General features: G+C 48.3%; 24 protein-coding genes. 3 read left to right on the plus strand and 21 right to left on the minus strand.

Going from position 1 to position 25,616, the window contains the following annotated elements:
* Positions 1-48: 48 nt before the first annotated feature.
* Positions 49-630 carry a GDP-mannose pyrophosphatase NudK gene (gene nudK / locus GC130_RS13940; protein ID WP_151998942.1) on the minus strand — a complete coding sequence of 194 codons (582 nt, stop codon included), beginning with the start codon at positions 628-630 and terminating at the stop codon, positions 49-51.
* Between the two features lie 81 nt (positions 631-711).
* On the opposite strand from nudK, the gene GC130_RS13945 reads away from it, so the two are divergent.
* On the plus strand, positions 712-1,458 hold the full coding sequence (locus tag GC130_RS13945; protein ID WP_151998943.1) for a DeoR/GlpR family DNA-binding transcription regulator: 747 nt from the start codon (positions 712-714) through the stop codon (positions 1,456-1,458).
* Here the strand turns inward: GC130_RS13945 and GC130_RS13950 are convergent, their stop codons facing one another.
* The 4 genes from GC130_RS13950 to GC130_RS13965 all read right to left on the minus strand — a co-directional run bounded on the left by GC130_RS13950 (position 1,459) and on the right by GC130_RS13965 (position 5,284).
* Positions 1,459-2,058 (minus strand): YdeI family protein, encoded by a 600-nt coding sequence (locus tag GC130_RS13950; protein ID WP_151998944.1) that lies wholly within the window; start codon positions 2,056-2,058, stop codon positions 1,459-1,461.
* Between the two features lie 11 nt (positions 2,059-2,069).
* Positions 2,070-3,314 (minus strand): ectonucleotide pyrophosphatase/phosphodiesterase, encoded by a 1,245-nt coding sequence (locus GC130_RS13955; RefSeq protein WP_151998945.1) that lies wholly within the window; start codon positions 3,312-3,314, stop codon positions 2,070-2,072.
* Positions 3,315-3,400: 86 nt separating this feature from the next.
* Positions 3,401-4,111 (minus strand): hypothetical protein, encoded by a 711-nt coding sequence (locus GC130_RS13960; protein WP_151998946.1) that lies wholly within the window; start codon positions 4,109-4,111, stop codon positions 3,401-3,403.
* Between the two features lie 6 nt (positions 4,112-4,117).
* Entirely contained in the window at positions 4,118-5,284 is a 1,167-nt protein-coding gene (locus GC130_RS13965) for a glycoside hydrolase family 5 protein (RefSeq protein WP_151998947.1), read from the minus strand.
* Between the two features lie 99 nt (positions 5,285-5,383).
* On the opposite strand from GC130_RS13965, the gene GC130_RS13970 reads away from it, so the two are divergent.
* Complete coding sequence (locus GC130_RS13970) at positions 5,384-6,073, plus strand: ThuA domain-containing protein (RefSeq protein ID WP_226940486.1); 690 nt, start codon at positions 5,384-5,386, stop codon at positions 6,071-6,073.
* A 108-nt stretch (positions 6,074-6,181) separates the two neighbouring features.
* On the opposite strand, the gene GC130_RS13975 is transcribed toward GC130_RS13970, so the two are convergent.
* The 6 genes from GC130_RS13975 to GC130_RS14000 form a co-directional block, all read right to left on the minus strand.
* Positions 6,182-8,770, minus strand: a complete 2,589-nt coding sequence (locus GC130_RS13975) for an ABC transporter permease (RefSeq protein ID WP_151998948.1) — start codon at positions 8,768-8,770, stop codon at positions 6,182-6,184.
* On the minus strand, positions 8,767-9,093 hold the full coding sequence (locus tag GC130_RS13980; RefSeq protein WP_151998949.1) for a PadR family transcriptional regulator: 327 nt from the start codon (positions 9,091-9,093) through the stop codon (positions 8,767-8,769). The genes GC130_RS13975 and GC130_RS13980 overlap by 4 nt, the downstream gene beginning before the upstream one ends.
* A gap of 131 nt (positions 9,094-9,224) precedes the next feature.
* Positions 9,225-12,398, minus strand: coding sequence for a glycosyl hydrolase (locus GC130_RS13985; RefSeq protein ID WP_370455783.1), 3,174 nt, complete (start codon positions 12,396-12,398; stop codon positions 9,225-9,227).
* Between the two features lie 131 nt (positions 12,399-12,529).
* Positions 12,530-12,973: a hypothetical protein gene (locus GC130_RS13990; RefSeq protein ID WP_151998950.1), complete on the minus strand. Its 444-nt coding sequence runs from the start codon at positions 12,971-12,973 to the stop codon at positions 12,530-12,532.
* A gap of 72 nt (positions 12,974-13,045) precedes the next feature.
* On the minus strand, positions 13,046-13,951 hold the full coding sequence (locus GC130_RS13995) for a hypothetical protein (RefSeq protein WP_151998951.1): 906 nt from the start codon (positions 13,949-13,951) through the stop codon (positions 13,046-13,048).
* Between the two features lie 49 nt (positions 13,952-14,000).
* Positions 14,001-14,438 (minus strand): MarR family winged helix-turn-helix transcriptional regulator, encoded by a 438-nt coding sequence (locus GC130_RS14000; protein WP_151998952.1) that lies wholly within the window; start codon positions 14,436-14,438, stop codon positions 14,001-14,003.
* Between the two features lie 105 nt (positions 14,439-14,543).
* Here GC130_RS14000 and GC130_RS14005 point away from each other — a divergent pair, with 105 nt between their 5' ends.
* Positions 14,544-15,476, plus strand: a complete 933-nt coding sequence (locus tag GC130_RS14005) for a glycosylase (RefSeq protein WP_151998953.1) — start codon at positions 14,544-14,546, stop codon at positions 15,474-15,476.
* Positions 15,477-15,885: 409 nt separating this feature from the next.
* Here the strand turns inward: GC130_RS14005 and GC130_RS14010 are convergent, their stop codons facing one another.
* From GC130_RS14010 to GC130_RS14055, 10 genes are all read right to left on the minus strand, one after another.
* Positions 15,886-17,370, minus strand: coding sequence for a M20/M25/M40 family metallo-hydrolase (locus GC130_RS14010; RefSeq protein ID WP_151998954.1), 1,485 nt, complete (start codon positions 17,368-17,370; stop codon positions 15,886-15,888).
* Positions 17,371-17,511: 141 nt separating this feature from the next.
* Complete coding sequence (gene rpiA, locus GC130_RS14015; protein WP_226940488.1) at positions 17,512-18,213, minus strand: ribose 5-phosphate isomerase A; 702 nt, start codon at positions 18,211-18,213, stop codon at positions 17,512-17,514.
* A 149-nt stretch (positions 18,214-18,362) separates the two neighbouring features.
* Positions 18,363-19,043: an SGNH/GDSL hydrolase family protein gene (locus tag GC130_RS14020; protein WP_151998955.1), complete on the minus strand. Its 681-nt coding sequence runs from the start codon at positions 19,041-19,043 to the stop codon at positions 18,363-18,365.
* A 35-nt stretch (positions 19,044-19,078) separates the two neighbouring features.
* Positions 19,079-19,282 (minus strand): helix-turn-helix transcriptional regulator, encoded by a 204-nt coding sequence (locus tag GC130_RS14025; protein ID WP_151998956.1) that lies wholly within the window; start codon positions 19,280-19,282, stop codon positions 19,079-19,081.
* Positions 19,272-19,667 (minus strand): hypothetical protein, encoded by a 396-nt coding sequence (locus GC130_RS14030; protein WP_151998957.1) that lies wholly within the window; start codon positions 19,665-19,667, stop codon positions 19,272-19,274. Before GC130_RS14030 ends, GC130_RS14025 begins: the two co-directional genes overlap by 11 nt.
* Positions 19,668-19,847: 180 nt before the next feature.
* Positions 19,848-22,859 (minus strand): sialidase family protein, encoded by a 3,012-nt coding sequence (locus GC130_RS14035; RefSeq protein WP_151998958.1) that lies wholly within the window; start codon positions 22,857-22,859, stop codon positions 19,848-19,850.
* A gap of 53 nt (positions 22,860-22,912) precedes the next feature.
* Entirely contained in the window at positions 22,913-23,323 is a 411-nt protein-coding gene (locus tag GC130_RS14040; RefSeq protein WP_193217861.1) for a hypothetical protein, read from the minus strand.
* A gap of 1 nt (position 23,324) precedes the next feature.
* Positions 23,325-24,119 carry an SDR family oxidoreductase gene (locus tag GC130_RS14045; protein WP_151998959.1) on the minus strand — a complete coding sequence of 265 codons (795 nt, stop codon included), beginning with the start codon at positions 24,117-24,119 and terminating at the stop codon, positions 23,325-23,327.
* Positions 24,120-24,222: 103 nt separating this feature from the next.
* Positions 24,223-25,065: a helix-turn-helix domain-containing protein gene (locus tag GC130_RS14050; protein WP_151998960.1), complete on the minus strand. Its 843-nt coding sequence runs from the start codon at positions 25,063-25,065 to the stop codon at positions 24,223-24,225.
* A gap of 21 nt (positions 25,066-25,086) precedes the next feature.
* Complete coding sequence (locus GC130_RS14055) at positions 25,087-25,515, minus strand: SRPBCC family protein (RefSeq protein WP_151998961.1); 429 nt, start codon at positions 25,513-25,515, stop codon at positions 25,087-25,089.
* Positions 25,516-25,616: the final 101 nt, after the last annotated feature.

Genomic DNA, 25,616 nt, shown 5'->3' on the forward strand with positions numbered 1-25,616 from the left:
GCCCAATTTTTCTTTGCTCGTGAAGCAGATGTGTGTTCTCATAGTAATCTATGAAACAATACCCTTCAATTTCATGTGCTGGAGCAATATCACCGTTTTAGCATCTCTGATCTCTCCCGTTTTTACCATTTCCCATGCCCTGGCAAAAGGGACTTCCAATACATCAATGTCCTCGTGCTCGTCAACCCCTCCTCCTTCGCTCACTTTTTGTTCTTTGGTGTACTCGGCAATGAAAAAGTACAGAATCTCTGTTACTGAGCCTGGGCTCATGTAGAGCTCATAAATTTTTTCCGGCTTGCTGATCTTATACCCAGTTTCTTCTTCGGTCTCCCGTCTGATGCACTCCTCAGGGCTATCGGCATCCAGCAAGCCGGCACAGGCTTCTATCATCATGCCGGTGTCATTGCCATTTACGTAGGTAGGCATCCGAAATTGCTTTGTTAGGATTACAGTTTTTTTCTCGGTATTGTAAAGAAGGATAGTGGCTCCATTGCCCCTGTCGTAGCATTCCCGTGACTGGCTAAGCCATTCGCCTGCCTTTCCTTTGATCTGGAAATCGACCTTGTAGAGTTTGTACCAGTTGCCGGATAGCAGCTCTTTCTTTTCAATTTTAATATTGGGATTGTTCATGATTGATCATTTTTTGATCAAAAATAATCATAAAACAATCACTTTCAATAATTCTATTCTATCTTTACAAAAAAGAATCCTATGAGCAGCAAGGCGAGGCAAAAAGGAATACTTGAGCAATTAAAGGCAGGCGAGGAGTCGTCGGTGAGGGAACTGGCCACTCTGTTCGATACTTCGGATATTACCATACGACGTGACTTGGTTGTCCTCTCCGAAAAGGGGCTACTTGTGCGCACCCATGGCGGGGCCATGTTGCCAGAGAGTACGGGCTTTCATCAAAAAGAATCGAGGAACAATGAAGCGAAGGGATACATTGGTAAGCTGGCGGCTTCGTGCGTAGAACCTAACGATGTCATTTTTATGGATTGCGGTAGCACGGTTTTCCAAATGTGTGCTCACTTAAGAAAGCTGGAGAGGTTGACGATTATTACTAATTCGCTACCGATAGTTTCGGAGCTTTTAAACCATCCTGGCTTTACCATCAATTTGATTGGAGGGGAAATTGACATTCAGCGAAGAGCGGTGCATGGTAGCATGGCGCTGGAACATATAGCCCGCTATAAGGCTGACAAAGCTTTTGTCGGGGTGGATGGCGTGTCGCTTGCCAACGGACTCAGCGCAGCCAGCGAAAAAGAAGCGTCCATCACCCTGGCGATGGCCCATAGGGCGGAGCAAACCTATCTGCTTTGCGATGCTTCAAAGTTGGAAAAAGACGCCTATTTACAGTTTGCCGGAATGTCTCTTATTGATTCTCTGGTGTCAGATAGGGGGATTTCCCCAGTACTCGCCGCCAGGTATGAACAAGCCGGCATCCATTTGATCAGGTAGCTAACCTTTCGGCTTATACTGATTGGCACGAATGTTCTGTGCTGCAAGCGATACAGTTTCCTCAATCCTTTTTTGTCTCGTTTCAGGCTTTTTCGCATTGGAAACCCATTCAAGGATGCCTCTTCTTGTCGAGGGCGGAAAGTTACTGAAGTTGGTGGCCGCTGCGGGAGTATTCTTCAGCAACGCTTCCATGTCATGTGGAATTGAAAGGGTCTCGACGTCGTTGAGAGCTTCCCAGGTGCCAGTTTGCCTGGCAAGTTCAACCATCTTTAGCCCGGCAGGCGCCATTCTCCCTTCATTGTGCAGTCGAGTCACCTTTCTTTTATTTACTCCGCTCCATTTGCTTTTCGGATTTCTTTTTGAAAAGAACTGAAAGTAACTCTTCTCGTCACGTTTGTTGGGTTTGCTATCGATCCACCCGAAGCACAATGCTTCATCGACAGCCTCAGGGTAGTAGACGCTGGGGGTACCACTTTCCTTTTTGTAGATAATCAACCACACACTTTTTTCTGTCTCATGGTTGACTTCCAGCCACTCTCTCCATGCCTGCTGGCTTGCGGCGTGCAGCGTTGCTATTCCATCTTCCCGTGCGTTGCCCATATTCGACAGAGTTACTCAACAAAAGCTTTCATCAAAACGTCCGGGTCGCCGTCAATGTTCGAAGGAGTTGTCAAACCGAGGATTTTTGCGACCAATGGATACACATGCACATTCTCAAAAGGAGGCACTAGTAGTCCTTTTTGGATGTTGGGCCCTTTGGCGTAGAAGATCGCTCCCATCTCAGGCGTTACGTACGGATCAAATCCATGGACACCCCATGGTGAGTCCATCATCGTTTTTGTCGTGTCGGGCGAGCCGTTTCTAAAGTAGTAGCCAGGTTCCATTACCAGCAGCAGATCGCCGATGCGGGGATGCTGGTCATAGTGCCATTGATTTGGTGTGTCTTTTCGCCGGTAGGTTTTGAAGTGAGTCTCTTTGGCTGCCAGCGACTGAAAAATCTGCTCTTGCCTGGTGCTGTCGTCTTCATACACATGCACTATAGGCCCGCTGTTGGCGAACTTGATACTGTCATCCGGGGCAAAAAGGCTGTCGAGATAGATAAACGTTTCAGCCGTTTCCGTCATTTCGTACATTCCATGGTCGGACGTGACGATGATGTTGACGGGCAGATCCAATTCAGCTATTTTTTGATCGATCAGGCCCAGTAACCTATCGGCTTCAAGCACGGTCTCCTTCAGCTTCCCGGAATTAGGCCCCGAGCTATGTCCTTCACTATCCACCAGCGAAAAATACAAAGAAATGAACCTGGGTCTTTCAGATTCAGGCAATTGAAGCCATTCCACCACCTTTTTGATACGGGCCTCGTTAGGGACATCACCATCGTATATCTCATAGTAGTCGGGATAAAATCCCGCTACCGGTGCTTCTGATCCTACCCAAAAATACGAAGCCGACTTCAACCCCTGCTGCTGTGCCAGTTGCCAGAGAGGAAGGCCTCCATAATAAAAAGCGTCCTGGACTAGCTCCCGTTTGCCCATGGTATAAACCACGTTTTGTGTAGAATCATAAAAGGTGTTGTCGACCAGACCATGATGGCCCGGATACATGCCGGTGACGATGGTGTAGTGGTTAGGGAAGGTTTTGCTGGGGAAAGAAGGAATCATGGCCTTGGCCGCTGTTCCTTCCTCGATAAACTCCAGGAAATGGGGAGGCTGGAATGTGTTGACATAATCATGCCGAAAGCCATCGAAGGAGATGAGTAAGACATATGGCTCTTGCTTTTTGCCAGAGGTGCAGCTTTCAGAAATAACTGCAAGGGCAGCAAACAGTAAAAAAAGGGCAATGCGTTTGGTCATCGTATGGTTGGCTTATCAATACTTAAAAATAGGGCAAACGTGCCAAAGCAGTGTCGACTTCACAAAAAGATAATCTGTGCAGAACCCTAGGGCAGGATGTTGTAGGCGGCAGCGAACAGAATCATTCGGTTATTGTAGCTGAGTTCAGGTTTTGCACAGCCTTCGTAGCAAACGGTTTCGTCTGCCTGGAATCTATAATAAAACTTTTTCCCCAGGATGAGCGATGCCTCCAAAGTGAGCCTTTCGAATACCCTGATGCCTATGCTGGAAGACATTGGGAACGCTAGGCGCAGCTGGTTGTTGTAGGATACTTCCAGATTCAAATCTTCAGATTGTTCGTTTGGCGACAGATCATCACGGTGGCTTCTCGACGCCCGTTGCACAAAGGAGGGCCCGAATCCCCAGCTAACAAAAGGGGTTACTCTGGTCTTCAGTATATCATAAGATATCCGAACGGGGGCATAAATCCTCGAAACCTTGTAGGTTACTTCTGCAGGACTTGAAGTTGCGCCAACAAATGGACTGGAAACTGATGCCTCATTTCTGTACAAACTACCAGATTGAAGAAAGGTGGCTTCGGTGGTTGCCCTCAGCCGATAGGGTAGTTTGTAACTAGCGAAGATACCTAAAGCTTTCGCTTTGGTTGGGGTGTAAGACGCCTTTGGGCTTTCGTCGGGAAGCGTTTTGCCCCAACCACTGTAGCCCAGCCCTCCCATGAACCCGAAGCTAAAGTTGGATTGCCCAAAACAAAAAAGGCTTTGGGCAATAAACAGCGCAAATAGGAGGCGGCTTTTCATTCGTTTTTACACGTTCTTTGTCAGTAAGTTAAGCAATTTTCTATCAAGTTTTAACCCGTACCAGTCCTCATAATCAACATCTTCTCTGCCCGAATTGAGAATGCCAAAGCTGCCCTTAAATTCCCACAAGGCGAAGCCTATCTGGTTGGTGTGCAGAATGTCGAGCACGTCGCCGAACCAGGCAAGGAACACATCGTGAGGCGTTTTATTGAAGCAGCCACATTCACCGCAGTGCACACCCACACCTTGCTCCTTCAATGCAATCCACGGGGCATAAAACTTTTCAAGCATTTCACGGCTCAGGTATTGGTCACCCACCTGGCCTGGCCATTTAACCTCAGGTAGGTTATCAATGTCTTTCATGGCCCAGGGTGCTTTGTAGTGCGACACAATGCCAGGTGTGTAGCCACGACAGCTTTGTGCAATGTCGAGGTCGGCTATTTCTGGAATGACCGTGCTGCCTGTATTGTTCCCGTCTGCAATGATCACGTGCTTTTTATTAACACCCTTGATGGCTTCTGAGGCAGCGATGGCCATTTTGCGGTAGACATCGCCCGGCACCGGGCCTCTTTTGGAGTGCTGGTCGTTCATATCTTCCCGGTTGCCAGGCTCGTTGAGCAAGTCGAAGCTTATTTTTTTATTTGATACGTTCTTGAACCGGGTAGCCCAAAATTGCCAATGGTAGCAAAAGTCGTCCAGTGCCTGCTGGTCTGTCCATAAGTTATAGGGCTCATGAAAACCGGCGTTTACGCAGTAGCCGGGTGCCCGGTGCAGGTTAAGGCTCACATGTAGTTTGTATTTGTGCGCCAGGTACACCAACTCTTCAATTTTATCGGTTGCCTCGGTGTCGATATTCCTGACCTCTTCCGGAGTAATGTTTCTGCTGCGGTCGAATTTGAGGTAGGAGGGATAAGCCATGGGAAGCCTCACAAAGTCGAAACCCCAGTCAGCCATCCATTTAAAGTATTCCTCTTTCGTGCCTTCACGGCCATTGGCCGGGTTGGGAGAGAAGAAGTCGAGGAGGTTGAAGCCTTTCCATTGGGGCAGCTTGTTTTTCGATTTTGGTGCACCAAAGAGGTCAAATGGCGCATTGGCTGCAACCATTGCTCCGGCAGCGGCGAGGCTTGATTTTTTTAGGAATTCACGGCGGTGTTGGGGGGCGGGATTGTTCATAGCGAGTGTTTAATTAGTATTCGCATTCGATGCAGAATAGGTTTCAACTAATATAAATAACTTGGCCTAGAATATGGATCGTTTTTACTCAAAGGGATAATGGAAGGTATAGGCATTGGAAGTATAATATGCTGGAGGCATTGGTTTCCCTTGTACCTCATTGTTCTTAGCCTGGGAAGCACACATGCGCAGCAGTCGCAAGTAGGCACAAGGATTCATGTTTTAGTTCTTTACGAAAACGGAGGTCACCATCTTGAGTACACCAACGCAGCCGTTCCCTGGCTGAAGCAGCTGGCTACCGACAGCTCATTGGTGCTGGACTTCATTACTTCTACTGATAAAATCAACGAAGCTTTTTTGGCCAACTACCAGCTCATTGTGCAGCTGGACTATCCACCCTATGGTTGGAAGGAGGAGGCCGCTGCAGCTTTTGCAAACTATATTGAAGAGGGCAAGGGAGGCTGGATCGGCTTCCATCATGCTACTTTACTCGGTGAGTTTGACGGTTACTCAATGTGGGGCTGGTTTTCAGGCTTCATGGGCGGCATCGGGTATCAGAATTACATTGCCGATTTCGCTTCAGCGGACGTAATTGTTGAAGCAAATAGCCATCCGGTGATGAAGGGATTGCCAGCAAAGTTTCCCGTTAAAAAAGAGGAATGGTACACCTACGATAAAAGCCCCAGACCTAATGTGAGAGTGTTGGCTTCGGTAGACGAGTCAACCTCGTTCCTGACTCCGAGATTAAGATGGGCGACCACCCTGTGGTATGGACGAATGAGAATGTGAAGGCAAGAAACGTCTATATTTTCATGGGGCATTCACCTCTCTTATTTGACAACAAGGCCTATACCACCATGTTCAGAAATGCTATTTTTTGGACAGCAGGCGAATAGGCTATTCGTCCTTTAGGTACCTCACCGGATTAGCTCTGACGGCCTTGAATACCTGGCTTAATACTGTGCTCAGTCCGATAAAAAGGGCAATTCCAATGGTCATAAGAATAATTTCTGCTCCAAAATCCACTCTATAGGGGTAACTGCTCAGCCATTCATTGATCAACTGATGGCTGACAAACAGGCCAAGGGCCAGCCCTATCACGATGACAATCAGGAACCTTTGAGTAAAGAGTTGGTACAACTGATTCGGTCTGGCGCCCAGCACCTTCCTGATACTTATTTCCTTCAACTTCTGATTTAACTGCAAGCCAACGATGCCTAGCAGGCCCATGGCAGCAAGAAAAATGGAGACGAAACAGCCGATGCTGACCAACTGCATCATTCGCTGCTCGGCGGCATATGCTCTGATGTATTCGTCTTCGAGAAAAGTATAGTTCAAAGGGAATGGGCTAAAATGCTTTTTCCATACGGCTTCAAACTTAGCTGCGTTGAATTGCGTGCCCCCAGATAACTTGATATAAACATTTTGAAGCTGGTATTGTGGCGATTGATAAATCACTAATGGCTCCACGGTGCTTTTTGCCGACTCGAAGTGGTAGTCTTCCACCACGCCAATAATCTTTGGGTTCTTTAAGTCGCCGTAATCGAAAGGCACAACCTCCCCGATGGGGTTAGCCATGCCCAATCTTTCCGCCAAAGCCTGATTGATCAGGATAGCTTGCGTGGCATCAGAGCTTATTGCCGGATCAAAGTTTCTTCCATTCACAATATCTATATCGAGCAGCTGCATGAGGTCATGATCCACTCTCAGGTGCCTGACCCGAATTTCATCTTCTTCCATTTTGATCCTTGTTCCATTATAGCCAGAGGTTGAAGCCACGCCGGAGACTTCCGGTAGTTGCTCCAGGTCGTTCATGAACGCTTTGACCCGGTCGTCATCAGAGTTGAAGTCGTCGATATAAAGCACCTGATTGTAGTCCAGTTTCGTGTCGAATGAAGTAAGAAAGCTGATCTGATTTCTCAAAGTCAACATGCCTGCAATGAGCACAGTAGCAATGACAAACTGTGTGCCTAGTAATGTCTGGGTAATCCATTTACCGCTGCGTATTTTCTGCTCTCCTTTGAGAGACTTGACGATAGAAAACCTCGACAACACAAAGGCCGGGTACACTCCGCTCACGAAGGCGGTGCCTAACAATATGATAGTGGCACCCACGAGGAATTCCGCATTGAGTAAGAAGCTCAGTTCATAACTTTTGTTGACAAAGGAAGAGAAGTAGGGTAAAATGAAAACCAAAAGGAGAACGCCAAAAACCCCGGCAAATAGCGAAGAAAGAAAGGACTCGGTGATCAACTGACTAAAAATGCTATTGTTTCTAGCGCCAATTACTTTGCGCAATGCCACTTCTCTTGACCTGGCGATGTAGAGTGAAATATTGAAATTCGAATAGTTGATCATGGAAATGATGAGGCAAAATATCCCAATGGCTGCAAAGAGTTTGATCAGGGTCTTATTTCCTCCACGGGCTATTCCGTTGTAATGCCCGTAGGCAGTATCCAGGTGAATTTCTGTGATAGGCTGCAGCCCCAGCTTTACATTATCGTTAAGCTCTGGGTCCTCTTCTTTTTCTGCTTGCATGAGGTTCATCTTGCGCACCACCTCTGATTTACCTGTGTTTTCCTGCAGTTGAATCAACGTATTCATGTTAATGTCCATCCAGGTGGTAAGTCGACGCTCTGGGGTGTGAGATTCGTAGTTTGTGTACGACACCATAATATGGCTACGGACAGAGGTGTTTTCAGGAATGTCCTTGAACACGGCACGTACGATAAAGTCTTCAGCGTCTCCTGACTCATTGAGTGACAGAATACTCCCAACCGCCTCACCGCTAAGGTTGAGTTTACTGGCCATCGATTCAGAGATGATGATATCGCTCGGTAGGTCAAATGTGCCGGGGTTCCCATCGGTAAACTCCATGTCAATCAGGTCGAACAGCGCTTTGTCAGTATATAAGAAAGACTCTTTCAGTACCTCTTCTTCTTTTTGTATCAAGCCGAATCCGGTTTTTAGCCTCGCCACGGCAGAAATCTCGGGAACATTGTCCCTAAAATAGACAGACATAGCATTTGAACTGCCTCCAATGTGGTCAACTACATCAGCATGGTTAAGGTCCATCACAATTCTGTAGAGCCGTTCGTAGCCGTCCAGATGTTTATCGTAGCTCATTTCATCGTTGGCATACAAATACGCAAGCCAGCAAAATGAAATACCTAGCGCAAGGCCCATGATATTCAGCGTGCCGTAGAACTTGTTCTTCATGAGGAATCTCCATCCTGTTTTTAGGTAGCTTTTGTACATAATGAGGTAGTGATTCATTGCGGCAATTGGTTTTATGTTGTAAAATCTAATTGACTTGATTACTTCTGCGGTGTACATCCATTTAGCGTAGCCAGGCCCCTTGCTGCTTGCTCTCCAAAGAAAAGCCTCATGAAGGTCACCGCTTACTTCTTCGTAGCTATCGAACTTTAAGGCCCACTTGAGAAAGCGATCTGCCCAGCGGGGTGGGGTTGTATTATTTGATTTCATTGGGCTGCCACATTGAATGAAGGAACGCCTTTCCAGAGCTCCGTTCTTTTTTCCTGAAGTGTTCTGGCGGCTTCGTATCCTTTGCTGGTGGCTTTGTACAGGCGCTTCCTTTTACCGCCCCTTTCCTGTGTAGGCTCGCCCATGCGGGTGCTTACCAAGTCTTTCTTCTCGAGTCGCTTCAACACTACATGGATGGCTGGCAGGGAAATGGTTTGGTTAAACTGACTTTCATACTCAACAGCGATATCGAAGCCGTAGGTTTCTTCCTTTGATAGTAGTATGATAAGTATGATCTCTTCAAGTACGCCCAAGTGTAAACTCATATTATTGTCATTTGTATAAAATATAAATACGAGTATAATTAATATTTGTTTAAAAAAATAGAATGTGCCACAAAAAAAACCGGAGAGTGTAGCTTTCCGGTTTTCTTACTATTTCAATTCAAATTAATGATTTACATGCTTGAAGCATCGCCTTTTTTCAGCATCACGGCTTCTACGCCCTTCTGCTTGGCTTTCTCATTCAGCTGAGGGATGTCGCTGTTTTTGATTTGTTCCCACTTGGTCAGCTGCTCATTGATGGCCGATTCAATTTCTGTTTTCACAGCAATGGTCTGGTCAGTTGGCTTGTAGTCGCTGCTGTTGGCCACAGAGCTCAGGTGCCCCAGCTTGTTGTTCAGCCTGATGGGGTAGTTCAAGGGATCCTGGCCACTGCGATTTTTGGTCTGGTAGAGCTCTTCTTCTACCGCTGTCATCTTTTTGTTGATTTCGTTGATAGACTCAACCAACTCTTTGTAAGCGTCTTCTTTGCCCAGCCTTTCTTTCAGGTCATTCATTTGCACACGGGCGGAACGAATGTCCTTAATCGTCTGGTGAGTTTCAGTCATTTTGGCGTTTACTCCCTGGATGAAGTCGAACTGAGCCTGGATGTCAGCAACTGTGCCTTCTGTCCGGGGATCTTTCAGAATGGTGAACTCGGTTTCGCTGGTTGTTCCATTCGCTGTCAGTCTGGCCTTGTAAGTGCCGGGCACTGCTTTTGGGCCGCTCAAACGGGCTGCCCACATGATCAGGCCATCGAAACCTTCCGGAGCTGAATATTGCATATTCCACACAAAGGTGTTGCTACCCTTCTTCACAGTCAGTTTTTCGCCACGCTCTTTCGATACAGTAGAGAACTTCTTGATCAGGTCGCCGTCGGCTTCCATTACTTCCAATGTTACAGTGTCCTTTTCACCGGGTTCGCTCTTTAATGAAAAGAAGAACTGTACGCCATTGTGGTGATTCTTGCCAGCACCGGTAGGTACACGCCAGGCAAAGCCGCCCATGCGGTAGCTGTCAATCGGTTTGAACAGGTGCACATCGGCAGCAGCCACTGTGCTGTTGAGCTGATGCAAAGGTGTTAAATCGTCGATCAACCAGAAGCTTCTTCCCTGTGTGGCAGCAATCAGGTTATCATTTTTGATGGTCAGGTCGGTGACAGGTACGGTTGGTAAGTTGAGCTGGAAGGTAGACCAGCTGGCACCGTCGTCAAATGAGATGTACATACCTGACTCTGTACCTGCATACAGCAAGCCTTTGCGCTTTGGATCGGCCCTCACCACACGGGTGAAGTGTGAGGGGTTGATGCCGCTGGTGATTTGCTTCCAGGTTTTGCCGTAGTCTTCTGTTTTGAAGAGGTATGGTTTGAAATCACCTATTTTGTATTGCGTACCAGCGAGGTAGGCCCCACCTTTTGTAAAAGGGTCAGGGTCGATGCTATTCCACATCACGTATTTAGGTGCTGTGGGAGGGGTTACATTTTCCCATGTTTTTCCTGCGTCCTTGGTCACGTGTACCAGCCCGTCGTCAGAACCTGTCCAGATAAGGTCTTTTTCAAAAGGCGATTCAATGGCAGTGAAAATAGTCGCATAATACTCTACCGCTGTATTATCTTTAGTGATAGGGCCACCCGCAGGGCCTAACTTTTCTGGCTCAGCTCTGGTAAGATCCGGGCTGATGGTTTCCCAGCTTTGGCCTTCGTTGTAGCTCACGTGCACCTGGTTGGAGGTAGTGTATAGCTTATCGCTATTGTGGGGAGAAAAGAAGATCGGGAAGTTCCATTGGAAACGGAACCTCATGCCTTCAGCACCATGGCCCATAGGGTTGTCGGGCCAAACGTTGATGTTTCTTTCTTCAGCCGAGGCGTGATTAACCCTTGTAAGGTACCCGCCATAGCTACCGCCGTACACAATGTCATTATTGTCAGGATCAGGTGCAATGTGTGCACTTTCACCACCGGCTGTTTCCTCCCAATCGCTTTCCGTAATAGCGCCGCCGTCTACTCTGTGGCGAATTCTTACTGTTGAGTTGTCTTGCTGTGCACCATAGATACGATAAGGGAAGCTGTTATCGGTGACCACACGATAAAACTGTGAAGTAGGCTGGTTCATGTAGGTTGACCAGTTGTCGCCGGCGTCGAAACTTACCTGCGCACCGCCGTCATCTGCCACTGCAATTCTGTTGTGGTCGTCTGGTGCTATCCAAAGATCGTGATGATCACCATGTGGGGTTTCGTACTCTTCGTAAGTCTTTCCGCCGTCTTTTGACTTGTGAAAGTTGACATTCATTACGTAAACGATGTCCTCATTTTCGGTGTCAGCATATATTTTGGTATAGTACCATGCACGCTGACGAAGGCTGCGGTCGCTGTTGATCAAACTCCAGTTTTCACCACCATCGTCGGAACGGTAAACACCACCCTTGTCGTTTTCTATGATGGCAAACACCCTGTTGGAGTTAACCGGAGATACTGATACGCCAGCAATGCCCCATATGCCAGATGGCAAGCCTTTGTTGGTCGAGATGTTTTTCCAGGTATCACCGCCGTCAGTTGATTTCCAAAGAGCAGAACCCTCTCCGCCGCTATCGAAGCCGTAAGGTGAACGATTGAACCTCCATGTAGTAGCAAAAAGAACCCTGGGATTTCCCGGATCCATAGAGATGTCCACAGCGCCAGCATCGGCATTGGCAAAAAGTACTTTTTCCCAACTCTTGCCCCCGTCTTTAGAACGATAAACGCCACGGTCAGCTGAAGACTTCCAGATGTCGCCCAGCACAGCTGCATATACCAGGTCAGGGTTTTTGGGGTGAATCCGAATTCTTGGGATGTGATAAGCTTTGGGCAGCCCCATGTCTGTCCAGGTTTTGCCGGCATCGGTAGATTTCATGATGCCAAACTGTCCGTCAGAAACGTTGCCCCTTACCGTACCTTCTCCGCCGCCGACGTAGATCACGTTGTTGTCGTATTCGCTCACGGCTACTGCGCCAATGGAACCGCCAAAGAAGCCGTCGGAGATGTTTTCCCAGCGCTGTCCGCCGTCAGTTGTTTTCCAAACGCCACCGCCGGTTGCACCCATGTAAAAGAGATTAGGCTTGTTGGGCACTCCTGTCACTGTTGCGGCTCTGCCCCCTCTGAAAGGCCCAATGGAGCGCCACTCTAACGCAGAATACAGTGATTCATCAAATTTGGTAGTCGCCGGAGCAGAGCTGCTTCCTCGTCGCTGGCTAAAAGCGTCGGTGGTGCCCATCAGGACAACCAAAGCCAGCAAAAACCCCTGCCAGGGCATTTTTGGGTTGTAAGTCATTTTCATATACAGTTTTCGATTAATTAATGAACCTTAACAAGTAGTAATTGAGGTCAAATTACACCAAGTGCTATTCAATTAAAATACAGAAAGGAGCAGCGAAAATAATGAAGGATGAACGGTGGCGGGGTTATTTTCTACTCTTCCGGGTGGCTGTTTTTCATATCAGCAGCAAAGTAATTTTCCTTAGGCACCTTGTTCCCGTTGAGCCCATTGAGCATGGCTATTTGCCCTACGTGTGTGGCCATATCGAGAACCGGGCCTTGCAGTAACTTTTTTACCAGGGAGGCATCCAGCTCTTTTGCTTCTAATAATTTACTAAGGGTAGTCAAACTCTCATTGAACCTGGCAAGCTCTTTTTCAAAAGTGAGCTGCGTTGGTGCAGGGCTGTTAAGATGGACTTCTTCCACCATCATTGTTGCCTTCAAAGCCAAGTCAGTCATGTGGTTGATGATATCATTGGGAGTTCGTGTGTGAGCACTGACTTTGTACTCTCCAAAGCCATCCGAAGTCCGGGCGACGGCCTTTGTCAGCCGATACCTGATCGCAGCCACTGTATGCCTTAGTAGTTCGTTGTTCATACTGCAAAGATGGGATGCAAGAGAAGCAATTTAGGGCTAATTCCTAAAACGTCGATTCGTTTTATGGTTTTGTCAAGCCAATGGTTCACTAGCTTTCTTTGGCGAAGTTCTGGCAAAGAACCAGGCCATCACCATGCCAAGTACTACTCCTGAAAGAGAGGTTTCCAGAAGATGGGCCAGCCTCACAGGTTCGGGCATGATAGGGTTGGGCAGCAGCAGCTGACTGCACCCCACCACAGCAAGCATGAGTCCAAGTACGACTGCCTTTTGCAGCCAACTGCCAGAGATTGAGCGAAATACAAGGAGGGCAATTAATGTCCACAAAACACCTCTTAGTACCTGAAATGAATATAGATGTGAAGCGACATTCTCTTTCATCATGAACAGGAAGGAGGCTTTTTCACTGCTGCCTGAATAGTAAATGCGAACCTCTTCAAACTGCCAGGCAATGAAATAGCCGGCCAGAAAGTAGATCAAAGGCCAGATGACTATTGCCATCAGTGCTGTCATTGTTAAGGTATTGGAAAAAGGCATTGTCTCACCTTTTGAAGTTAGTTGTTCCCTTTTTTTGAAGGTTCCTGTTACCCATACTGCAAGAACGGAAAACAGCATGGAAGAGGTTGCACCTCCTGCCACCAATGCCCAAATGCTGTTCAGTTCCATCTTGAGGCTGTCGTTGAACCAAAGCGTTTCGATCTGTGACATGAAATATTGGATGCCAAAAACCACGAGAGAGAGAGTGGCCACTAGCGGCCAGCCCCGCCGGTGTGTGCTGTGAATAAAGTACATGATAGCGGCTGTATTAAGGCCGCAAATGAGTAGCATGATTGGCAGTCCATCATCTCCTGATCCGTTTGAAGGGTTCATCAGATCGCTTGGAAAGATGGTATTACCAATGATTAAACCCAGGATCCAGAGCACCAACATCAGCACTGACAAGACGACCCAAATGGCTGTGGTTTTAAAAAAGCTTTTCATAGGGGTAAATAAAATAGTGGGCGATACAACTAATAATATATAGAAAAAATCATTCAAAGTTTTTTGTTATTTGTTTTAATACCGACAGGCTCACGGCAACGTCTTTTGCCGGCAGGTGCTGCATGGTTTGCAAATAGACCTTGCCCGAAGTGGCTACCATTTCCGTCTGCAACTCCTTTCCTTTTTTTGTCAGGTAAATGAGGTTGTTTCGCTTGTCGAGCTGGTCTGGTATTTTCACGATCAGGTTCCTATTGATCATATTGCTGATTATACGGGCAATCGTTGTCTTGTCTCTTCGCAACTCGTTGGCGATGTCCTGCTGATTGACACCCTCTTTGTACCACAGCAGAGCCAGTACTGAAAACTGCTCAGGCGTAACATCGAATCCATTTTCTTCGAAAGCCATTGTAAGCCTCTTATGTAACAGCTTCGCCACTTCACTGATTTGAAACAGTAGATTCTCTTCCAGGGAATTGGGTGCTTTCATATTGGTTGCATATGCATCTAATGTAAAAGTATGAAAAAGAAGTTCCAGGATCAATTGTTCTTATTCATTCATAAAAAGTTAAATTCCTTGTTAATAGTGAAGAAGATGAAAACTTATCAGCCATTAATAGCTATTGCCTGTGCGTTCTTGCTGAGTTGTGGCGGCTCAAATAGGCAACCAACAGAAGCCACCCAAAAGGAGGAGTCGCTAGAATTCCCAGCCGAACTGGTCGATTTCAGTGATTACCCTGACAATCCGATTTTTACCGGCACTGGTCAGTCCACCTGGGATGAGCATATCCGGGAGCGGGGGTATATCCTGAAGGAGGATTCCATCTATAAAATGTGGTATACAGGCTATCGGTCAGAGGCCGGCAGCTTATCGCTGGGGTATGCCACTTCTGCTGACGGAATCAATTGGAATCGCTATCCTGGCAATCCTGTATTTGATGGGAGTTGGACAGAAGACATGATGGTGATAAAGGTGGACGGTGTGTACCAGATGTTTGCTGAAGGCCGTGGAGATATAGCCCATCGTCTTTCTTCGCCGGATGGTATTCGTTGGACGGACCATGGCTCGCTGGACATTCGTCTGGTGAATGGAGAGCCGCTTAGCGAGGGGCCTTACGGCACGCCTACCGCCTGGTTTGAGGAAGATGTGTGGTATTTATTGTATGAGCGAAACGATTTGGGTATTTGGCTGGCTACTTCCAAAGACCTTGAGGTTTGGACCAATGTGCAGGACGAACCTGTGATAGAAATGGGCCCGGAGGAATATGATAAATATGGTTTGGCGGTCAATCAAATCATTAAGTACGATGGTACGTACTACGCTTACTACCACGGCACTGCCTTTGAAGACTGGCATGAATGGTCAACGAACGTGGCGGCATCCAAAGACCTGGTACACTGGACGAAATATGAGGGCAATCCCATTGTGGGGGAGAACCGATCCAGCGGCATACTGGTGCCGGATGGTTCAGGGTTTCGGCTGTATACCATGCACGATCAAGTCGACGTGTTTTTTCCTGAAGATTAAAGAGGTTAGTCTCTGCGCTTGCGCAGAGACTAACCTCTTTAATTTTAAAGCTCCATTGTTAAAATCGTCATGCACATTTTGATGCCCTGGCTGATGTTGCCTATGCGGATGTTCTCGTTGGGGTTGTGTTGGTTGTTGTCCATGTTCACCAGTAGAGCATGAATGAATTAAAGAGGTTACTCTCTGCGCTTCTGCACAGAGTAACCTCTTTAATCTCTAACCTCTTTAATTTAGCTCCATTGTTAAAATCGTCATGCACATTTTGATGCCCTGACTGATATTGCCGATGCGGATGTTCTCGTTGGGGTTGTGTTGGTTGTTGTCCATGATCACCAGTAGAGCATAAATGAATTAAAGAGGTTACTCTCTGCGCTTCTGCACAGAGTAACCTCTTTAATCTCTAACCTCTTTAATTTAGCTCCATTGTTAAAATCGTCATGCACATTTTGATGCCCTGGCTGATGTTGCCGATGCGGATGTTCTCGTTGGGGTTGTGCTGGTTGTTGTCCATGTTCACCATGGGCACAATAATGGCGGGGATACCGAGGGTGTTAATCGCCGGAATGATAGGCACGGTGCCGCCCATGGTGCGAATACTCACCGGAGGTTCGCCGAACTCTTTTGCAATGGCTGTCCGAAGCTTTTGACCAATTGGAGCCTCCATACCCGTTCTGAAAGCGTTGACAAAACCGTTAGCTTTGAAAGTCGCTATTTTTTGGTTGTTGAGCCTTTCTTCGTCTGTCGGTGCTCTGTCCAGCACAAGGAAGCCTTGCTTTTCAATATGCGTTTTGATTTTAGCGAGCTGCTCACCGCCATCTGTTTCTGCCACCAGGCGCACGTCGATATAGGCGGTAACTTCTTCGGGAATGATCGTTTTGAGCCCTGGCCCTTTCCAAGATGTATCGATGTGGCGAACATTCAGCGAAGGGTACTGAAGAGCTTCCTGGTAGTTATTGCCAACTTTTTCAGCGTCGTGGATGACCAATCCTTTTCGGATGTCATCATTGTCGTCGGGCACCTGGCTGAGGAGGGCTTTCACGGCTGGCGTCATTTCGATGCCGTCGTAATAGCCATCCACCAGCACTTTGCCATTTTCATCTTTCATACTGGCGAGCAAATGCGACAGGGTGAAAATGGGGTTGGGCACATAGTTGCCATAGTGGCCGCTGTGCTGAGGCAGCTTGGCACCGTAGGTGGTGATGCTGCAAGTAGCGTTGCCCCGACAACCAAACGTAAGTGTGGGCTCATTGGTAGGATGAGCAGGCCCGTCCATGATGATCATGTAGTCGGCGGCGTAGTCAGCCTTGTATTGGTCGAGAGTGGAAAGAAACGCTTCGGAGCCGGCTTCTTCCTGCGGATCCAGAATGATTTTGACATTGACGCCTAATTTGGTTTTGGCCTTGTCGAGCAACTCAACAGCGGTAAGCATCATCATGATCGGTGCCTTGTCGTCGGCTGCTGCTCTGCCAAAAATCCGCCAGTTGGGGTCGATGGCGCCATCCAGGTTTTTCCAATCGATGGCCGACCAGTTGCCTTCCCTGTCTTGTTGTTTCAACACCGGAACAAAAGGATCGGGCTGGTCCCAGTTGGCGGCATTCACAGGCTGGCCATCAATGTGCAGATAAAACAGGATGGTTTTGGCCTTCTTGCTGACTGTCCTTTCTGCCAGCATCAGCGGCAGGGTAGATGATTCCAGCATTTTCACGGTGAACTTCTGCAGCTCCAATTCCTTTTTAACCCACTCGTAGTTTTTCATAATGCCTTCCTTGTCGGAGGCTATATTGGGCAGGCTAACGAACTCCCGGTGTTTTTTGAGGGTTGCAGGGAGCACTTCGGCAATGGCAGCGTCTATGCTTTTTTGGGCGGCCAGCTTAAAGGTTGCTGCGATGAGCATGCATGCGCAAAATGCGGATATGGCTTGAAAACGAGATTTATTCATGAGTCAGAAAAGATCGGTTTCGGAAATTGAGCGTGTAAATTGGTGCTTTTTGTTCAAACACCCACCACTTTGATGGTCAACGGTTAACTATTGCTGTCAGGAAGAGACTACCTCGATGTTATAGCCGATAAAAAGCCCGCTGTCCAGCACGCCTCTAATGAGTTTGATCTCTTTTTCCAGCCCTTCTCCAATATCGTTGAAGTGTACGTCCAAAATGAAATTTCCGTTTTCAGTAATCACTGGGCCGTCTTTGCCGCCACTCATCCTTAATTGTATGCTAGCTGCACCCAATGTCAAAAGGCTGTTTTCGACACTACTCAGCGCCGAGGGGATCACTTCCACCGGCACGGGAAATTTCTCGCCAAGCCTTTTTACCAATTTAGAGGGATCTGCAAGAATGAAAGTTTTGGGTGAAGCGGTCATGATGAGCTTTTCTTTGAACATGGCTCCACCTCTCCCCTTGATGAGGTTATTGGCAGGGTCTACTTCGTCGGCCCCGTCAAAGTACCAGTCGGGCCGGGCGGTGTTGAAAGAAACAGTAGGAATATGCAGTTTAGTGCAGGTTAGTTCTACCTCATGGGAAGTAGGGATGGCTTTGACCTGAAGGCCGTCGGTTGCCATTCGTTTTCCTATTTCGAGGATGGTGAGGTAGCTGGTGGAACCGGAGCCAAAACCTATGGCTTCGCCGTTTTTAGCTTTGGCAGCCACCATTGCCGCCAGCTTAAGCTTAGCCTCCAGGTTAGTGATGTTGGCACCGAAGTTCAGATTGCTGATTAGTTTGCTGTTCCAGTTCATCATCCTTTTTTTGTGTCGTGCCTACGGCACTTGCCTTGCGCCAGAGGCCAGCTGTACCGATATGGCGTCCCGATGGGACTTGCCAGCCCCGGACGTCGGAAAGGCAAAAGCTTTCTGCCGTCTGAAGTCAATAAGTATACTTCAAAACTGTTCTATTTACTTTTCAAAGCCTTGGCAATCGCCGCTTCGACCAGTGGTTCCATCACGTTGTACCCTGCTTTCGTAGGATGCACGCCATCTTCTGCCATCTCTTTTGGCAAGCCGTCCCTGTCGTCGGCCATGGCAGAAAAATAGTCGACATACACGATCTTATTTTTATCCGCATAGGCTTTGATCATTTTATTGAGGGCGACGATTTTTGGCGCTGGTTCCATGCCTGGCTTCCAGGGGTAATCGTAGGCTGGCACCACCGATGAAAGCACCACTTTGATGCCGTTGGCCCGGGCTAACTCCGCCATTGAGTAGATATTGTCGGCGATCATTTCAAGGGTAGAGGGACCGGTGTTGCCCGCAATGTCGTTGGTGCCGGCAAGGATCACCACTACCACTGGTTTCAAATCGATGACATCGGCCCGGAAACGCACCAGCATTTGGGGTGTGGTTTGTCCGCTGATACCCCGGTTCACATAGGGTTTGCCTTCGAAGAATTCAGGATTTACTCTGCTCCAGCCTTCCGTAATCGAGTTGCCCATAAATACCACCCTGTTTTCCCCTTTGGCTGGTGGTGCCAGGGCCTCATTTTGTTCACGATATTTGGTAAAGTTGGACCAGTCCTGGGCGAAAGCCTGGGAAGAAAACAGCATGACAGTCAGTAGCAGGATATTGTTTTTCATATCAGTAGTTCAGGTAATTTTAGTAGTGCTTCAATCTAAACATCATTTTCATCCAATTCCATGAAATCATTGACGGGGGCTCCAAAAACTTTCGACATTTTCAACGAAACCACCGTGGAGGGCACATATTTTCCCTTTTCAATCGAATTGACGGTCTGTCTGGAAACTCCAATCAATTGCGCCAGGTCTTCCTGAGTGAGATCCTTCTTCGCTCTTTCCACCTTGATGCTATTCTTCATCTTTGGCTAGTTGATATTTGAAGTAACCATAGGTGGCATTGGAATACAAAAGCAATAGTGTAACGACGGCCAGATTTCCCCCAACCTCCGGAAAATGATAAGGCATGCCTCTCCAGATGGCTGACACCCACGCCATCATGGGGAGAAACAGCATGGCAACAAAAGTAAAGCGAATGCCGTGCATCATGGCCTTGAACCTGAGCGCTAAAAACAGTTCGTCCTCTTCCTTTTCTCTTGCGAATAGTAGAAAGAATAGCCCAATGCTAAGAGGAACGTGCAGGAAGAACAGGCCCCAGCCAGACCAGAATGCAGAAAAACGATCCATAGCACCGGTCATCACCACCACGGTAAAGGCCAGCAGCACCAGGGGAATACCTCCAATCAATAGTATCCAACCCCATTTTCTATAGGAGGGGGTTAGTAAAAATGATTCAATTTGATCCGAATTTTCATATCAAAGTAAAGTTCATCGAATATGTAAACCCTATACGGCTAAAAGTAAAGTTTGTTTTACTTTTAGTAAAATTTTTCATTCTTTATGTCAAAAACTTCCTTTGTTCTGTCTTTAGCGTAATTTGTTCACTTTCTTAAATGCCGCCCAGTCGGTTGCCTGTTTAGCCACCAGGTCGACATACTGTTTTACTGCTTTCGCAGTCGAGATGGTAGGCGTCATGTCAGTTTCCTGGAGAATTGACATCAGCCGGCTGAGTGTTCTGTCTGCGGACGCTACCTCCCGCTGCATTTGGCTTGCTGCAGCAGCCTGCGCTTTGCTTTTTCCCTTTCCAGCTGTCAGGGTTTTGCCCACCTTTTCCATTTCTTCCAGAAGAGCGAGACTCTTTTTCCTCGTTTCGTAACAGGCCATCGAAAGGAAAAACTGCTTTTGCAAATCCACCCTGGAAGTCTTCACCCGGGGATCCATTTTGATGGTGATGGGCTGGCTGTACGATTTGCCATCTACTGTTAGTTTTACGTTGTAAGTATCGGGGAGCACGAAAGGGCCGTCAGGCTCAGGAGCCGAGTTCTCATAAATAGCAGCGATGGAAAATCGACCTGGTATTTCAAGTGGTGTGTAGTGCATATCCCATTCAAAGCGGTTGAGACCAGCTTTGCCGGAAAGGATTTTTTGAGGTCTCAGCCAGTAGTGTGGAAAGTTGACAACAGGAACCTCATAGGGCTTGTCGTTGCTGCTGTATTTTTTTACCAGCGTGCCATTGAGGTCAAAAATCTCCAGCGTTACTTCCGAAGCGTTGCTTGGCAAATAGTAATTAATGACAGCCCCATCTGGTGGGTTTTGACCAGCGGGTTCCTCCTGTGGTAGCGGTGTGTCGGTGTTCATGTTCCAGCGCACCCGGTAGGTATCCTGGGGTTTGAATAGCACCGGTTGAGTTACAGCTGTCGTTGTCAACTGGCGCAAAGGGGTGATATCGTCCAGTATCCAGAACGAGCGCCCGTGCGTGCCCACCACCACATCGTCGTCTTTGATGACAAGGTCACGAATGGAGGTGGCCGGCATATTGAGGCGCAATGGCTGCCAGTTGGCTCCGTCGTCGAACGAAACATGCACCTGCGTTTCCGATCCAGCGTATAGTAAACCCTTTCTGATAGGGTCTTCCCTTACCACATTGATGGGGTCGTTGGGCAAGCCTTTCACGATCTCCGTCCACGTTTTGCCACTGTCATGTGTTTTGAAAATATGCGGCTTCATGTCGTCGTTGCGAATGCTGTTGATGGCGGCGTAGGCTGTCTCCTTGTCGAAGTGCCCGGCGTCCATCAGCGACACCTTTTCCCATGAAGTGACCTGGGGTGGTGTAACGTTCGTCCAGCTTTTGCCACCGTCTTTGGTCACGTGAATCAGTCCATCGTCGGTGCCCGCCCAAATTACCTCGCCATCAACGTGTGACGGCGCCAGTGTGTAGATCACACCACGGCGGGGCATGGTTTTCATGCTTTCGTCGGTGTAAATCCCCACGCTCGCCGGAATGTCCCAGGTGGCCCTTGTAAGGTCGGGGCTAATGACCTCCCAGCTGTCGCCACCGTTTTGGGTTTTGAAGACCACATTGGCCGCTGAGTACAGTGTTCTTGGGTCGGTGGGTGCAAACAGGATAGGCATGGTACGGATGTAGCGATAGCCGCCATCACGCACAGGATCAGGCGATACGTTTTGCACCTGACCGGTCTTCTTGTTGTATTTGCTTACCCTGCCACCATAAATGATATTAGGATCAAGCGGGTCGGCTGCCACATAGCCATATTCTTCTACGCCCACGGGATGCCATTCTCTGAAAGTGATTTGGCCATCGTTGCCACGGCTGGCAATGCCCACCGAGCCACTTTCCTGCTGACCACCGTACACATTGTAGGGAAAGTCGTTGTCGGTGCTTACGTGGTAAAACTGAGCGGTAGGCTGGTTGTACCAGCTACTGAAGGTTTCGCCACCATTAACGGTAATGATCGCCCCTTGGTCAGCGGCAATCAAAATAATGTCCGGGTTGGTCGGATTGATCCAGATGCGGTGGTAATCGTCGCCACCGGGAGCACCACGAAAGGCCGAAAAGGTTTTGCCGCCGTCCATCGATTTCCAGGTGACCACATTGGCAGAATAAAGGACATCGGCATTGGTGGGGTCTACTTGTATTTCTGCAAAGTCGTCGCCCCGGCCCCACGGTCTTGGGTCGTTGTTGATGAGGTACCATGACTCACCGGCATCGTCGGAGCGGAAAATGCCACCTACTTCAGGAGCATTTACGCTGGCGTAGAGTCTTTTGTTGTCGCTTGGTGCTACTGAGATGCCAATGCGACCCAAGCCTTGCTCATAAGTAGGCAAGCCCTTGTCCAGCTTTTTCCAGCTATTGCCGCCGTCGGTTGACTTGTAAAGCCCGCTGTTCGGTCCCTGCCACGCTGCGTTTTCCCAGGGGCCCTGGCGGGCCTGCCACATCGAAGCGTACACTGTATTTGGGTCTTGTGGATCGATCAACACCTGAATGGCTCCGGTGTTTTCATCCATATACAACACCCTGTCCCACGTAGTGCCGCCATCAAGCGTACGGTATACGCCACGCACCTCGTTGGGGCCGTAGGGGTGACCGAGTACTGCTGCAAACACCCTGTTTTCATTTTTTGGATCGATATCAATCCGCCCGATCTGCTGGCCGTCTTCCAGCCCAAGATGTTTCCACGTCTTGCCGCCATCCGTTGTTTTATACATGCCGTTGCCCACGGAAAGGTCGGGGCGTTGCAGACCCTCACCAGAAGCAACGTACAGCACATTGGGGTTGGAAGGAGAAACGGCAATGTCACCGACAGAGCCGGTAGGCTGGTCGTCGAAAATCGGCACCCAGGTGCGCCCGTAGTCGGTGGTTTTCCACACGCCTCCGTTGTTCACGCCGATGTAGAACACATTGGGCTGCTGTGGTACGCCCACAGCGCCGACGGTTCGTCCACCCCGGTGTGGCCCAATCATGCGCCACTTCATATCACCGAATTTTTCGGGCTGATAAACTTGTGCGGACAGCTGAGAGCTCAGCAGGCAAAATACGCCCAGCAAAAGGGCTACTATTGGTTTCGATTGGTTTGACATGGCAGATTCGTTTGGTGTCGGAATCTACCAAAAAAGTTGAAAGTGTGGCAGCCTTAGTTGTTAAATGGCTTAGATCGGTATATCTGAATCATATTCAACAGAGTGTAGGCTAAAACTGCTAAGGGAATAAATGGCGGCTTTATCTTCAGTGGCAGCACATCGGCAGGTACATTGGGAAGCAGATGAACATAGCATGCCACTATCATCATAATGCCTAGTGAGACATGGCCCACTAGCAGCGATACCTTTTTTGAGGCAGCAGAAAATGACAGGAGCCATGGGATGAGCAACAACAATCCGGTGATTATTTCACCGGCAATGCCCATGGGATAGGCAACAGAGGGCATTCCGGAAGTTTCTATTTGAGTGGCATACCACGTTTGAAAGGGATCTGTAAACTTCAATAGGCCAAAGGCAAGACTCATGGATCCGAGAAGAATGGAACTGGTTTTGATGGTCTTCATGCTAGTCGATATTGTTGTTCTTTTTAAACACTTTGGCCATCATTGCCCGTGAAAATGATGCCGGCACCACGGTGTTCATCACTCTGTACTTCAGGCCAGGCAACACCGAAAGCCGATTTTTCCTCAATCCCTCGAGTGCCTCACTTACGCACTGCTGCACCGACAGCGGTTTCATGGGTAGGTTGTCTTTTGTGAAGCCAAGCAACGGCAGTACCGGCGTTTCGGTGGGGCTGGTCACCAGCACAGTGATGTGGATGCCATTTGCTTTCAATTCCGTATTAAGGGCTTTGGCAAGGGCCTGCACCATCGCCTTAGTGCCCGACTCATTGGCCATGTAGGGAAGCCCATCAATGGCACCCATGGCTCCGGTGAGCAGGATACCACCTTTGCCTACCGCCGCCATTTTTCGTCCGAAGTGATGGGTCAACGCAATGTGGGAAAGTGCATTCAGTTGAATGGTGGCCATGAGGTGATCGAGACCGAAGCTGAGAAATTTCCCGGGTTTGCCGGTGCCTGCGTTTGATATCAGCAGACCGATGTTTAGTTCGATTGTGCTTTCAAACACTTTTTCTACTCCGGCTGGTGTGGAAAGATCAGCCTCGATTACTGCATAGTTGATGCCGTGTTTTTGCTTTAGCTCTTGTGCCAGTTGCTCCAGCAGCTGTTTTCTTCTCGCTACCAGCACCAGGTCAAACCCTTCGGCTGCAAGCTGCCTGGCAAACTCTTCACCAATACCGGCTGAAGCTCCCGTGATCAAAGCCCAGGGGCCAAACTTTTCTTTGTTTATTTTCTTCATGGTTACTGTGAATTATCATATCCACAGCAAAAGTCCGGGCTCTGCACGTATTTGCTTTGTACAAATAGGTCAATGAGTTGACTATTCCGGTCGGGAGAGCAGTTTAGGTTTTCGCTGAATTGCGGTAACCGGATGGGGATAACAGAAAGGCGGCTTTGAATGCCCTGGAAAAATGAGCAACGTCATTGAAGCCGGTTTGGAACGCTATTTCGCCCACACTTAAGGTACTTACGCCTAGCAACTCTTTTGCCCGCTCCAGCCGCTTGGTGCGGATGTAGTTAGCTGGGCTTTGATGGAAGCTGGCCCGAAATGATCGCTGGAAAGTGGATATACTCATATTGGAAAGCCTGGCGAGGTCTTCCAGCGAAAGGTTAGAAAAAAGATGATTGTTGACCACATCCCGGATGTTGACCTGTCGGGGGGTGAAAAGGTCGGAAAACAGCTGAAGCACCGAGCCGGCATTTTTAGTCTGTATAAGCAGCAGCACCAACTCTTTTACTTTGAGTTCGAGTAGCTCGTCACTGACCAAAGCAGGATTGTCGAAGTAGAAGTAAAGGTTTTCAATAAACTTCCCAATCAGCTGATCAGGAATTAACTTTTGGAAAAGTGAGCTCGATGTGGCTGCCTTTACAAAAGACGGAATTTCATGTTTGTAAATGCTTCGGAGGATGTCAGGATAAAGGTGCACGACGAGAATCTCGTATGTGTTGGAAGCACCATGCTTAAGCAAATCAGCAAAGTGGCTGCCGCACTTCAGCAGCACGGAGTCTTCCGGCTCCACAGGTAGCTGACCGGAGGGAGAATTGATCCTCGCTTCACCAGCGGAAAAGTGGATAAAACAGGCTTCTTCGTGGAAGTCAACAGCAAATCGAAAAGGGGCCTTAATGACCACCTTTTCGATCAGACATTTGTTGCGATAGTCAAATTTTTCGTGGCTTATGACCATCCTGACGGTTTAACGACATGTTTAGATACTTTCAGTGTGTTTCTTAAAGTTGTCAAGGATGGCCTGCCAGCCACCTCTCTGCATTTCGATAGGATTTTCTTTTTCAGGGTCAAAGATTTCAACCACTTTCGTTTTGTCACCATCGGCTGTGAAGAGAATATTGACCTTGCGGCCATCTTCCATGGTATAGGCTATGCTTTCATGCGTTTTTACCTCGTCGTATATTCCTCCGAAGTCGAAGCTGAAGCTGCCGTCTTTAGCGGCCATCGTAGTTTTGAATTTGCCTCCGGTCGTTGGGTCGTTTTCGGCAAAGGGCGCATGCCAGTCGTCGGAGGCATGGCACCATTGGGTGATGTGCTCCGGCTCGTTCCAGCAGGTCCAAACTTTTTCAATAGGAGCATTGACAACGGCTTCTATGGTGATAGGTGCAAGGGTTTTGTTATCGCTCATGACTTTTGTGTTTAAGTGAATGAATGATACAAATTTAGGTGAAAGCTTCAAAGTGGAAGCTTGCGAAAACCGGCAAATTGGAGGGTGGATTGCGGCAGGAA

This window comes from Imperialibacter sp. EC-SDR9, assembly GCF_902498805.1.
In the GTDB taxonomy this organism is placed as follows: domain Bacteria; phylum Bacteroidota; class Bacteroidia; order Cytophagales; family Cyclobacteriaceae; genus Imperialibacter.

Bases quoted from the DNA above. Each gene is read 5' to 3' on its own strand.
- GC130_RS13945 (WP_151998943.1), top strand. From the start codon at position 712: ATGAGCAGCAAGGCGAGGCAAAAAGGAATACTTGAGCAATTAAAGGCA.
- GC130_RS13990 (WP_151998950.1), bottom strand. From the start codon at position 12,973: ATGAACAACGAACTACTAAGGCATACAGTGGCTGCGATCAGGTATCGG.
- GC130_RS13960 (WP_151998946.1), bottom strand. From the start codon at position 4,111: ATGAAAAGCCGCCTCCTATTTGCGCTGTTTATTGCCCAAAGCCTTTTT.
- GC130_RS13970 (WP_226940486.1), top strand. From the start codon at position 5,384: ATGGAAGGTATAGGCATTGGAAGTATAATATGCTGGAGGCATTGGTTT.
- GC130_RS14040 (WP_193217861.1), bottom strand. From the start codon at position 23,323: ATGAAGACCATCAAAACCAGTTCCATTCTTCTCGGATCCATGAGTCTT.
- GC130_RS14050 (WP_151998960.1), bottom strand. From the start codon at position 25,065: ATGGTCATAAGCCACGAAAAATTTGACTATCGCAACAAATGTCTGATC.
- GC130_RS14035 (WP_151998958.1), bottom strand. From the start codon at position 22,859: ATGTCAAACCAATCGAAACCAATAGTAGCCCTTTTGCTGGGCGTATTT.
- GC130_RS14045 (WP_151998959.1), bottom strand. From the start codon at position 24,119: ATGAAGAAAATAAACAAAGAAAAGTTTGGCCCCTGGGCTTTGATCACG.
- GC130_RS13995 (WP_151998951.1), bottom strand. From the start codon at position 13,951: ATGAAAAGCTTTTTTAAAACCACAGCCATTTGGGTCGTCTTGTCAGTG.
- GC130_RS13955 (WP_151998945.1), bottom strand. From the start codon at position 3,314: ATGACCAAACGCATTGCCCTTTTTTTACTGTTTGCTGCCCTTGCAGTT.
- GC130_RS13975 (WP_151998948.1), bottom strand. From the start codon at position 8,770: ATGAAATCAAATAATACAACCCCACCCCGCTGGGCAGATCGCTTTCTC.
- GC130_RS13965 (WP_151998947.1), bottom strand. From the start codon at position 5,284: ATGAACAATCCCGCCCCCCAACACCGCCGTGAATTCCTAAAAAAATCA.
- GC130_RS14055 (WP_151998961.1), bottom strand. From the start codon at position 25,515: ATGAGCGATAACAAAACCCTTGCACCTATCACCATAGAAGCCGTTGTC.
- GC130_RS13980 (WP_151998949.1), bottom strand. From the start codon at position 9,093: ATGAGTTTACACTTGGGCGTACTTGAAGAGATCATACTTATCATACTA.
- nudK (WP_151998942.1), bottom strand. From the start codon at position 630: ATGAACAATCCCAATATTAAAATTGAAAAGAAAGAGCTGCTATCCGGC.
- rpiA (WP_226940488.1), bottom strand. From the start codon at position 18,213: ATGATGAACTGGAACAGCAAACTAATCAGCAATCTGAACTTCGGTGCC.
- GC130_RS14010 (WP_151998954.1), bottom strand. From the start codon at position 17,370: ATGCTCATCGCAGCAACCTTTAAGCTGGCCGCCCAAAAAAGCATAGAC.
- GC130_RS14020 (WP_151998955.1), bottom strand. From the start codon at position 19,043: ATGAAAAACAATATCCTGCTACTGACTGTCATGCTGTTTTCTTCCCAG.
- GC130_RS13950 (WP_151998944.1), bottom strand. From the start codon at position 2,058: ATGGGCAACGCACGGGAAGATGGAATAGCAACGCTGCACGCCGCAAGC.
- GC130_RS14000 (WP_151998952.1), bottom strand. From the start codon at position 14,438: ATGAAAGCACCCAATTCCCTGGAAGAGAATCTACTGTTTCAAATCAGT.
- GC130_RS14025 (WP_151998956.1), bottom strand. From the start codon at position 19,282: ATGAAGAATAGCATCAAGGTGGAAAGAGCGAAGAAGGATCTCACTCAG.
- GC130_RS14005 (WP_151998953.1), top strand. From the start codon at position 14,544: ATGAAAACTTATCAGCCATTAATAGCTATTGCCTGTGCGTTCTTGCTG.
- GC130_RS13985 (WP_370455783.1), bottom strand. From the start codon at position 12,398: ATGAAAATGACTTACAACCCAAAAATGCCCTGGCAGGGGTTTTTGCTG.